The sequence below is a fragment of the Bacteroides sp. UBA939 genome, assembly GCF_002293435.1.
Lineage (GTDB): Bacteria > Bacteroidota > Bacteroidia > Bacteroidales > Bacteroidaceae > Bacteroides.
The window spans coordinates 31,270-41,466 of the sequence record NZ_DBDF01000197.1; the positions used below are offsets into that span (position 1 = coordinate 31,270).

Here is a 10,197-nt window from a genome sequence, read left to right on the forward strand (position 1 = left end):
TTCGATGCAGGCAAAAGAAGATTTTGCTTCTTGGCTTTAGATACCCATTTCCCCGTATATTTTTGATATATCCACCAATAAATTCTAAAAAAAATATCAGATACTTATTGTTCTTTTTTATGATTAATAAATATCCCTGTAATATTCATCCTCAGATTGTTAAAATCCCATCATAAGGAGGATGTGATGTAAAATAAAAAAGCTGAAAGTGAATGAAAGATATCACTTATTGTATTATTTGGATAGTTAAAAATGGCATGAAATCTCATTGTTAATGCTGTTCTTTGGTGTGTTAAACCAATTTAAAAAATGAAATTATGGTAGTAGCTTATTTAAGAGTAAGTACAGAAAAGCAATTTTTGGCAAATCAACGTGAGGAAATTTTACGCTTTGCTAAGAAAAACGGATTAGAAATCGACAAATGGTACACAGAGACAGTAAGTGGTAGTGTGAGTAGTAAAGAACGGAAACTATCGGGGGTATTGAGTAGGATGCAAAAAGGAGATACATTGATTGTAACTGAGATCTCAAGATTGAGCCGTACTCTGCTGGAGATTATGACTATTCTTAACTCCTGTATTAAAAAGGAAGTAATTCTGTACAGCACAAAAGAAGGGTATGTATTTCAAAACGACATTAACAGTAAGGTTCTGGGTTTTGCATTCGGATTAATGGCGGAAATAGAGCGTAATCTGATTTCCATGAGAACAAAGGAAGCATTGGCGAGACGGAAACAAGAAGGTGTTATATTGGGGCGAAAGAAGGGTAGTAGCCCTGCAATGAAGTTACTTTGTGAGAATAAAAGGAGATTACTGAAAGAACTTGAAAGAGGTGTTACATGTTCGGAACTTGCTCGACAGATGGGGGTATCGAGAACTACTATGTCTCGCTTCTTGAAATGTAATTAATGAGAAACGTCACTTCATGACATAAGTTTGTCGAATGATATTTTCATGTTATTGTAATTTTGATATGGTTAATGTGCTATACTTAAAGGAGTGACAATTTGCAGAAGGAGAAAGTTTTTTAATTGAACTTTTCTAATAATGGGTTTGTTATACAGACATAAGAAAACAAGGAAACTATGGTAACAACAAGATTTAAAGGAGAACCGGTTAATACTATCGGTGAATTTATAAAGGTAGGGGTCTTTGCTCCTAATTTTGAATTGGTAAAAACTGATTTATCGTCTTTTTCTCTGAAAGAGTTGAAAGGTAAAAATGTGATTCTGAATATTTTCCCAAGTTTAGATACCAGTGTTTGTGCAACCTCGGTACGTAAGTTTAATAAATTAGCGGCTGGTCTGTCTGATACAGTCGTGTTGGCTATTTCTAAAGACTTACCTTTTGCACATGCTCGTTTTTGCACAATAGAAGGCATTGAAAATGTGATTCCTTTGTCTGATTTCCGGCCCTCTGATTTCGATGAAAATTATGGCATACGCATGGCAGATGGCCCGTTGAACGGTTTGTTGGCGCGTGCGGTAGTCGTTATTGGTAAGGATGGAAAAGTTACATATACCGAATTAGTTCCTGAGATTACTCAAGAACCGGATTATGACAAGGCAATAAGATTTGTTAAGGAGCAAGTGTGATTTTCTGATGAGTAATAAAAAGAAGAACGGTGTAGATGGTCATGAAACTTATCTACACCGTTTGTGTTTTATAAAGAAGACTGTTCTTTTTTCCCCTTTTTCATTCCCTTATAGATAAGGAAACCTATAATGAATACAGCGATACCGATGAAAATATAACTTAACTCATGGCTATATTCAGTTACTTTTGCCAATAACTGTTCTTCGGTTTCAATACCCGGAACTGTTGACAGATAATATCCGATAAAGGCTAAGATAGAATTCCATAAACCGGCACCCAAAGTGGTGTATAGTAAGAAAGTGCTCATTTTCATTCTTGCTAAACCGGCAGGAATGGAAATCAATTGGCGAACCGCAGGAATAAGTCGTCCGATAAAAGTAGATAATGCACCGCGTTTCTCAAAATATTCTTCAGCGTGTTGCACTTTTGCTTCATCAATGAGGCATATATGTCCGAAACGGCTGTTGGCAAATTTGTAAACGATTGGTCGTCCCAACCACTTTGCCAGATAATAATTGATTAAGGCTCCTATATCCGCTCCGATAGTGGCAAATAGAACGACAAGAAAGATATTCATCTCATCATTTACGGAAGCTTTGTAAGCAGCTGGAGGAACTACTATTTCCGAGGGAAAAGGAATAAACGAACTTTCTATGGTCATCAACAGTGTGATGGTCCAATAATTGAGGTGGTCAAGACACCATTGAATAAAGGCTACTGATTCCATTTTTCTAATGAATAGATTTTATTGTAATGCTCTTATGATATTCTGCATATAAGTTATCAGATCTTCCCACTTTTCATTTTCCAGGATACGCATCAAATTTTCCAGTTCTTTGAGGCCGAATGGGCGTGCGCATTTTTGATTATACTTCAGAAAATTTTCCTTATCATACATTGTCATGTAAAGTATAGTTAGCCTCTCGTTTATGCCTTCGAAATCTGGTTCCATTTCACAAACACGTTCAAAAGCCAACCTTGCATAATCCAGATAACCTATTTCCATACTATGTATGCCAATTTCGTGCCATGTATCAGCATAAGGAGCGCAGTTCAGTGCTTTTGCCCATTGCTCGATTCCTTTATCATAGTTACCTTCTTCAAGATAGATACGTCCTTCGACGAGATATGAATCCGGAACGTTTGGGGCCAGCTTATGCGCTTTTTTGCAGTATTGGTGGGCTTTACGTTTCTTGCCCATCCTGGCTAAGCAAAGCCCTGCATTGGCATATAGATCGGGGAGAGTCGGATTGGGATTTTCATCCGCTTCGTATTCTTGAATTGCTTTATCCAGATTCTCATATCCTTCTTTCCATTCGCCTTTGGAAATTTTACATAAACCGATGTATGTGTACATAAAGCCCGCAGTAAGTGCATGAAGTTTTTCCGCTTCCTGGTAGCATTCCAATGCGGCGTCTTCATTTTCTAATTGGTAGAAACAATGTCCTTTCAAGACATAGGCTTCAGAATACTCATTGTCGCTTATCAATGCATAATCACAGGCGTCGATGGCTTGGTTGAATTTACGTTGTTCAAAATAGCATCTTGCCAACCCGAACCAATAAGCAGAGGAATAGGGATTTTTATCTATCAGTTGATTGTATAATGGTACAGCTTCTTCAATCATTTTTTTACCATAATAACAATCTGCAAGCACGCCAAGATATATTTCTTCTTCGATATACTCTTCCTTAACAGATTCCAGCCAGGCTAATGCTGTGTCAGGGTATCCTAAATCAAGATACATGTAAGATATATCAATCACAGTTGCCAGCTCTTTTTTGTCTTCGATGGTGTCTAGCAACTGCTCGGTATCATCCAATTTACCTTCACCCAATAATAGGTGTGCGCGCAATATTTTGACCTCCGGTGAGTAGGTATCAGTGAGATTATCAACAATTTCACGTGCCTTATCCTTTTCCCCGCTATCCAGGAACAGGTATGCATATTCAATTTGTAATCCGGTATTATCCGGATGCAGTTTTAATCCGTATTTGGTAATCTCAAAAGCTTTATCAAATTTTCTTCTTATGCCATACCAGTCAGCAAGGTCTGCCAAGTCATCTGCATCCCGGTAAAACGATTTATTTTCAGACATTGCTGCTTCGTATTGTTCGGCAAGTTTCTGTAATTCCTTGTCTCTGCCGGACAACAAGTTATTATTGTTCATTAGTATTTTACTCCTATTCTTCTTATAATTATTTGTTAATCTTTCCCCATGTATCCTTTAATCCTACGGTACGGTTGAATATCATTTTATCCGGTGTAGAGTCAGGATCTACATTGAAGTAACCAATGCGTTGGAACTGTAAATAAGAAAGCGCTTTCATACCGGCAGCATATTTCTCAATGTAGCAGTGCGGTAGTATTTGTAATGAGTCAGGATTGATAATTTCTTTCATCGCTTCCAGAACATCGCAATTTTTGGTTTCGCGGATAACGGTAAGCTCATCACGCGGATTTTCGACTTTCCATAAACGGTCGTAGAGGCGTACTTCTGCTTCGAGGCAATGGGCGCAACTTACCCAATGCAGGGTACCTTTCACTTTACGGTTTGCTTCCGGCATACCACTTTTAGTGTCAGGGTCATATTCGCAATAGACTTCAACAATTTCTCCGGCTTCATTCTTTTTACAGCCAGTACATTTTACAATATACGCATTCTTCAAACGTACCTCTTGCCCGGGAGTCATGCGGAAATATTTCTTTGGCGCATCTTCCATGAAGTCTTCACGTTCCATCCACAATTCACGACTGAACTCCATAAGGTGGCTGCCTTCTTCCGGCTTTTCCGGATTATTTATGGCTTCCAATTCTTCTACTTTTCCCTCCGGATAATTAGTGACGATTAGCTTCACCGGATTTATCACGGCTGAGATACGCGTGGCGCGTGCGTTGAGGTCTTCGCGTACGGCGCTTTCCAGCAATGCAAACTCATTCAGCGCATCGTATGTGGTATATCCAATCTTATCAATAAACTTATGAATTGCTTCCGGTGAATATCCGCGGCGGCGGAAACCACAGATAGTCGGCATACGCGGGTCGTCCCAACCGTTTACCTGATTTTCTTTTACCAGAATCAGCAAATTACGCTTGCTCATCAACGTATAACTGAGGTTCAGTTTGTTGAATTCATATTGGTGAGGGCGGTTATCGTTAAGGTCCTTACCTTCTTTTATCCAATCTACAAAGAGGTCGTAGAGCGGGCGGTGAGGTACAAACTCCAAGGTACAAAGTGAGTGGGTTACTCCTTCTAAATAATCACTTTGGCCATGCGCAAAGTCATACATCGGATAAGCTTTCCATGTAGTGCCGGTGCGGTGGTGCGGATGATTCACCACACGGTAGATGATAGGATCGCGGAAATGCATATTAGGGCTTGCCATGTCTATTTTGGCACGAAGCACCATAGCGCCTTCTGCTATTTCACCACTGTTCATTTTCAGGAACAAGTCGAGGCTTTCTTCTGCCGGACGGTTGCGATAAGGACTTTCTGTACCCGGTTGGGTAGTAGTACCTTTTTGTTGCGCTATTTGTTCTGAGGTTTGCTCGTCAATATATGCTTTATCTTCTTTAATCAGGCGGATGGCAAAATCCCATAGTTGATGAAAATAATCCGAAGCGTAATATTCATTTCCCCATTGGTAGCCCAGCCATTGAATATCTTCCTTGATAGCTTCTACGTATTCCACGTCTTCTTTGGTGGGATTGGTGTCGTCGAAGCGCAGGTTACAGATACCATCGTGCGCTTCAGCAATGCCAAAATCAAGACAAATGGCCTTGGCATGCCCGATGTGGAGGTATCCATTGGGTTCGGGCGGGAAACGTGTTTGTACTTTACCGCCGTTTTTACCTTCTTTTAAATCTTTCTCAACAATTTGTTCAATGAAGTTGAGGCTCTTTTTCTCGCTTGTTTCTTCGTTTCTAATATCTGCCATAATGATATGTATATTCTGAATCCGGCACAAAAGTAAGACATTTTTTTTGTTTATTCTTATTTCACGGGAATATATCCACTCTTTACTGATTATTTCGCTTATATTCAGATACTTATGCGTGGTTTCCCGGAATTGTAACATGTTTGTAACACATTTGAAACATTTCTTTCAAACGTTAGTCACACTCCTTTAATATCGCCGGTGTTTCTTTGCGTTCTGCAAGAAGTCTAATAAATAAAAAATAGAACTATATGGTAAAGTTTATCGAATCGGAACTCGTCTTATTAAAAAAGGAAATAGACGAAATGTGGACCTTGGTTTATAATCAGCTTGACCGGGCAGGAGAAGCAGTCTTGACTTTCGACCGCGAACTGGCACAGCAGGTACTGGTACGCGAACGTCGCGTGAATGCCTTTGAGTTGAAGATAGACAGTGATGTGGAGGATATCATTGCCTTGTACAATCCGGTGGCAATCGACCTGCGCTTTGTACTTGCCATGCTGAAGATCAATACCAATCTGGAACGTCTCGGTGACTTTGCCGAAGGTATAGCCCGTTTTGTACTGAACTGTACGGAACCCGTTCCGGATGTGGAACTTTTAAAACAATTGCGTTTGGAGGAAATGCAACAGCAAGTACTTTCCATGTTGGAACTTGCGAAGAAAGCCCTTCAGGAAGAAAACCTGGAACTGGCATCCGCTGTATTTGCCAAAGACAATTTGCTTGATGAAATAAATGCGGAAGTTACTACCATTCTGGCTGATTACATTGCTAAGCATCCGGATAGTATTTCCCTTTGCTTGAACCTGATAAGTGTGTTTCGTAAGTTGGAACGTTCCGGCGATCACATTACTAATATTGCCGAAGAACTTGTTTTCTTTATCGATGCTAAGGTATTAAAACATAGTGGGAATACGGATTAACGTATTCCCTTTGAGTAAAAATAAGTTTTCTTTTGGGTAAAAATTAGTATTTATTAGAAAAATGCTATATATTTGTTCACAGAAAACGATTGCAAACGTAGATAAGCTGTCAATGTGATATAAAACCATAGAAAACTCAAAAAGATGTTATAAGACATGTTTTTTAATTTGGTTAGTAATCTGAAAAGCCGCTATATTTGCACCGTTATCCTGAAAACAATCTTTTTACCTTAAAAAAACTAATACCTATTGAAAACTGAAAAATGGAACTTTGTGAAAAGTTCCATTTTTTTATGCACATCTCCTATCTATTTCGTATATTTGCGGGACTCTCCAAGTCATAAACAGTAAATCATTTAATCATATAACTTATGTTTTCCGGAATAGTAGAAGAATGTGCCACCCTTGTGGCGTTGGTGAAAGAACAAGAGAACGTACACTTCACGTTCAAGTGCTCATTTGTGAATGAATTGAAGATAGACCAAAGTGTGTCTCATAATGGCGTGTGTCTGACGATAGTAGGCCTGACGGATGACGCATATACCGTGACAGCCATGAAGGAGACGTTAGAGTGCTCAAACCTCGGGCTGCTGAAAGTGGGAGATAGCGTAAACGTAGAGCGCAGTATGCTGATGAATGGTCGCCTTGACGGTCATATTGTGCAGGGACATGTTGACCAAACCGCCACCTGTATCAGTGTGGAAGATGCCGAAGGAAGTTATTATTTCACGTTCCGGTATGCTTTTGATAAAGAAATGGCAAAACGCGGATATATCACGGTAGATAAAGGTTCGGTCACGGTTAACGGTGTCAGTCTGACGGTCTGCAATCCTGCGGACGATACTTTTCAGGTGGCTATTATTCCTTATACTTTTGAGCATACGAATTTCCATGATATTAAGGTAAATTCTGTGGTGAATATTGAGTTTGATATCATCGGTAAGTATATCAGCCGGATGATACAGTTTAACCAATAAACTATATATCAAATGGATTTTCTGCAATTAGTCGCATCCCGTCAGAGTGACCGTGCTTATGATATGTCACGCCCGGTTGAACCTGAGAAGTTGGAACGGATATTGGAAGCTGCCCGCCTGGCGCCATCTGCCTGTAATGCGCAGCCGTGGAAGTTTGTAGTAGTTAATGAGCCTGAGCTTGCTATCAATGTTGGTAAGGCTACAGCGGGGCTTGGTATGAACAAATTTGCGAAAGATGCGCCTGTTCATATTCTGGTTGTTGAGGAGTCGATGAATGTCACTTCGTTCCTGGGAGCTAAAATCAAGGATAAGTATTTCCCGTTGATTGATATTGGCATTGCTGCCGCCCATATCTCATTGGCTGCCGAGAGTGAAGGGTTGGGTTCGTGCATTCTCGGTTGGTTCAATGAAAAGGAGATTAAGAAACTAACCGGCATTCCGGCTTCCAAGCGTTTGCTGCTCGATATTACCATAGGTTATCCGGTGAAAGATAAAAGGAAGAAGTCGCGTAAACCGAAGGAGAAAGTGATTTCTTATAATACGTATTAGGTGGCATGAGGCTGTGCCGGAAGTAAAGTAGATTATCATGAAGATATTTTTCATCCGCAGGTGGCGCAGATTACACAGATTATATATTAAATAAATCCGCATAATCCGTGTCATCTGCGGATGGAAGGTAGTAAACTTAAACTTCTGGCGCAGCCTTATACAACCTAAAGGTCTTTCAGTAATATATTACTTGCATTCTTGTAATATTGTTCCCGCGCTGCAATCAGTACGTTCCATTGTTCGCCGAATTCCTTGTCCTTGTCAATCTTGAAATCTTCCGAGCCATGCGTATCCAGCTTGTCCAGGAGAAGCGCTACGTTCAATTTATTGATATCCATTGAGGGTTGATACCTGATATTTTCACTTTTCTCGTCCGTCATTACTTCGTGCAGCAGATTGACTTCCTGCAATTCATACAATACCTGGTGGGTTAACCGGATAGGTATCTGGTATTCTTCCGATATCTCCTCGGCGGTGTACGGCTTTTCATCTTTCTCGAATCTCTTGGAAATGAGAGACATGATGAGAATCGAAACGAAATCACGGTACCTTCTGCTGATGTTCTTTGTATCCTTGTCGAAACTATAGTTCCGGATGTTTTGCCCCGCATACGCCAGCTCTGCTCCTAACAGGCAGATAGTCCACGACATTTGCAACCATAGTAAGAACAGGGGAAGTGCGGCGAAACTACCATATATGGCATTGTAGCGTGATACCCATATCTGTCCGCTGATATATAGGAACTGGAATGCCTGATGCGCTGTTCCTGCAAGAATACCTGAAATGAATGCATGCTTGAACTTCACTTTGGTGTTCGGCATATAGATATACAATCCGGTAAACATGAACCATGTCAGTACGAAAGGAATCAGACGTATCAGAAATTTCAGGATGGGGGCGAGCAGAATAAAGTCTTCTATGTATTTCAGTGATGTGGTCATGAAGACCGAAAGACCGGCTGATATTACAATCATGATGGGCATCAGCAGAAACATGGAGAAGTAGTCCGTGATTTTGCGGTACATGCTTCGCGCTTTATTCACTTGCCAGATTTGGTTGAATGCTGTTTCGATATTGCTAATCAGATTGATACCCGTCCATAACAACATCACCAATCCGACGCCGATAAATACCCCGCTTTTGGTTTGCGCCAGGTAGGAGTCTACGAATTGCAGAATTACGTCCGTTGTCTCATGTTGCCCACCCAGCCCTATTCGTACCTGGCTTTCCATCAGGTTAGAAAATCCAAAGCCACGTGCTATGGCAAACAGGATAGCCAATATGGGCACAATAGCAAGCAATGTACTGTATGTTAATGCAGAGGCTTTGTCAACCAACCTGTTTTTCATAAAACGATTGGCGCACAGGTAGATGGTTTTGATTATATTATATAGGTAATAAGTCGTTTTGGTGACTTCATTCTCTGTGATACGCCAGATGTCGTATGTCAGGAATTTCCAGAGAAAAGCAATACGTTCATTCATAATGTATGTGGTATTAGGAAAATTTAAAAAAGCAGTCAGCCTGTAAGCCGGGTTCTGTTCCTTAACTAATTAAGGCGCCTATCATTTATCTGAGCCGCATGTCACCATACAGGCTTTAGCGGTCTACCCTCCGACATGGAGCGAGCCACTCTCATAACGTCGGTTTACATGACCTTACAACCCCCAAGACGTACAGCCCTTGTGTCGCCACAAGACTGGTAGGCTCTTACTCCACCTTCTCACCCTTACCGGTATCCGGAGACAACGGCGGTTATTTTCTTCTACGTTACTCTACCCTCGCGGACAGCTTTCTGTTAGGAAGTGGGATGCTCTGTGTTGCCCGGACTTTCCTCCTGCACCGAAGCGCAAGCGATAGGCCGGCCAACTGCTTTTATTTTGCAAAAGTACATAAAATCATTTGTATTTTATACCGATTGAATAAGAAAGATGTGATTATCGGTATTGCTACCCTGTTTCCTTTTCCCTGTATTTTCTCCTCTATAGACTTGGTGTTTTCTTTGAGCAAATTCGGTTCATTCCCGTAAAAAGTAGTACTTAACCGAATTTGTACCGAGTTTGAACCGAGTTTGTACCGAGTTTGCACAGGTTTAGGTTTCGGTTCTGTACCGGTTTTATATGGTAATCGTGTTAAAATGGACATATAAGGTGTACAGGAATAAGCTAAATGATTAGCGAAGCCAATGATTCACAGTAGTATCTCTATTCTCCTC

Annotated in this window: 9 protein-coding genes and 1 other RNA gene; 5 read left to right on the forward strand and 5 right to left on the reverse strand. The window is 40.6% G+C overall.

Annotated elements, in window-relative coordinates:
• Positions 1 to 317 precede the first annotated feature (317 nt).
• Together B2Z67_RS12630 and tpx are read left to right on the forward strand one after the other, a co-directional pair.
• A complete protein-coding gene (locus B2Z67_RS12630; protein ID WP_291530195.1) occupies positions 318 to 908 on the forward strand; it encodes a master DNA invertase Mpi family serine-type recombinase in 591 nt (196 codons plus the stop codon).
• A gap of 176 nt (positions 909 to 1,084) precedes the next feature.
• Entirely contained in the window at positions 1,085 to 1,594 is a 510-nt protein-coding gene (tpx, locus tag B2Z67_RS12635) for a thiol peroxidase (protein ID WP_291530196.1), read from the forward strand.
• A gap of 68 nt (positions 1,595 to 1,662) precedes the next feature.
• Here tpx and B2Z67_RS12640 read toward each other — a convergent pair whose 3' ends face one another.
• Genes B2Z67_RS12640 through B2Z67_RS12650 form a run of 3 tightly spaced genes read right to left on the reverse strand, consistent with a single transcriptional unit; the run spans position 1,663 to position 5,533 of the window.
• Positions 1,663 to 2,322 carry a DedA family protein gene (locus B2Z67_RS12640; RefSeq protein WP_291530197.1) on the reverse strand — a complete coding sequence of 220 codons (660 nt, stop codon included), beginning with the start codon at positions 2,320 to 2,322 and terminating at the stop codon, positions 1,663 to 1,665.
• Between the two features lie 18 nt (positions 2,323 to 2,340).
• Positions 2,341 to 3,765: a tetratricopeptide repeat protein gene (locus B2Z67_RS12645; RefSeq protein WP_291530198.1), complete on the reverse strand. Its 1,425-nt coding sequence runs from the start codon at positions 3,763 to 3,765 to the stop codon at positions 2,341 to 2,343.
• Between the two features lie 28 nt (positions 3,766 to 3,793).
• A complete protein-coding gene (locus B2Z67_RS12650; RefSeq protein WP_291530199.1) occupies positions 3,794 to 5,533 on the reverse strand; it encodes a glutamine--tRNA ligase/YqeY domain fusion protein in 1,740 nt (579 codons plus the stop codon).
• A gap of 251 nt (positions 5,534 to 5,784) precedes the next feature.
• Here B2Z67_RS12650 and phoU point away from each other — a divergent pair, with 251 nt between their 5' ends.
• The 3 genes from phoU to B2Z67_RS12665 all read left to right on the forward strand — a co-directional run bounded on the left by phoU (position 5,785) and on the right by B2Z67_RS12665 (position 7,982).
• Complete coding sequence (gene phoU, locus B2Z67_RS12655; protein ID WP_291530200.1) at positions 5,785 to 6,456, forward strand: phosphate signaling complex protein PhoU; 672 nt, start codon at positions 5,785 to 5,787, stop codon at positions 6,454 to 6,456.
• A 371-nt stretch (positions 6,457 to 6,827) separates the two neighbouring features.
• Complete coding sequence (locus B2Z67_RS12660; RefSeq protein ID WP_291530201.1) at positions 6,828 to 7,433, forward strand: riboflavin synthase; 606 nt, start codon at positions 6,828 to 6,830, stop codon at positions 7,431 to 7,433.
• A gap of 12 nt (positions 7,434 to 7,445) precedes the next feature.
• Entirely contained in the window at positions 7,446 to 7,982 is a 537-nt protein-coding gene (locus tag B2Z67_RS12665; RefSeq protein ID WP_291530202.1) for a nitroreductase family protein, read from the forward strand.
• Positions 7,983 to 8,146: 164 nt separating this feature from the next.
• Here the strand turns inward: B2Z67_RS12665 and B2Z67_RS12670 are convergent, their stop codons facing one another.
• Positions 8,147 to 9,466, reverse strand: a complete 1,320-nt coding sequence (locus B2Z67_RS12670) for a YihY/virulence factor BrkB family protein (protein ID WP_291530203.1) — start codon at positions 9,464 to 9,466, stop codon at positions 8,147 to 8,149.
• A 27-nt stretch (positions 9,467 to 9,493) separates the two neighbouring features.
• Positions 9,494 to 9,855, reverse strand: an RNA gene (rnpB, locus tag B2Z67_RS12675) — RNase P RNA component class A.
• Positions 9,856 to 10,197: the final 342 nt, after the last annotated feature.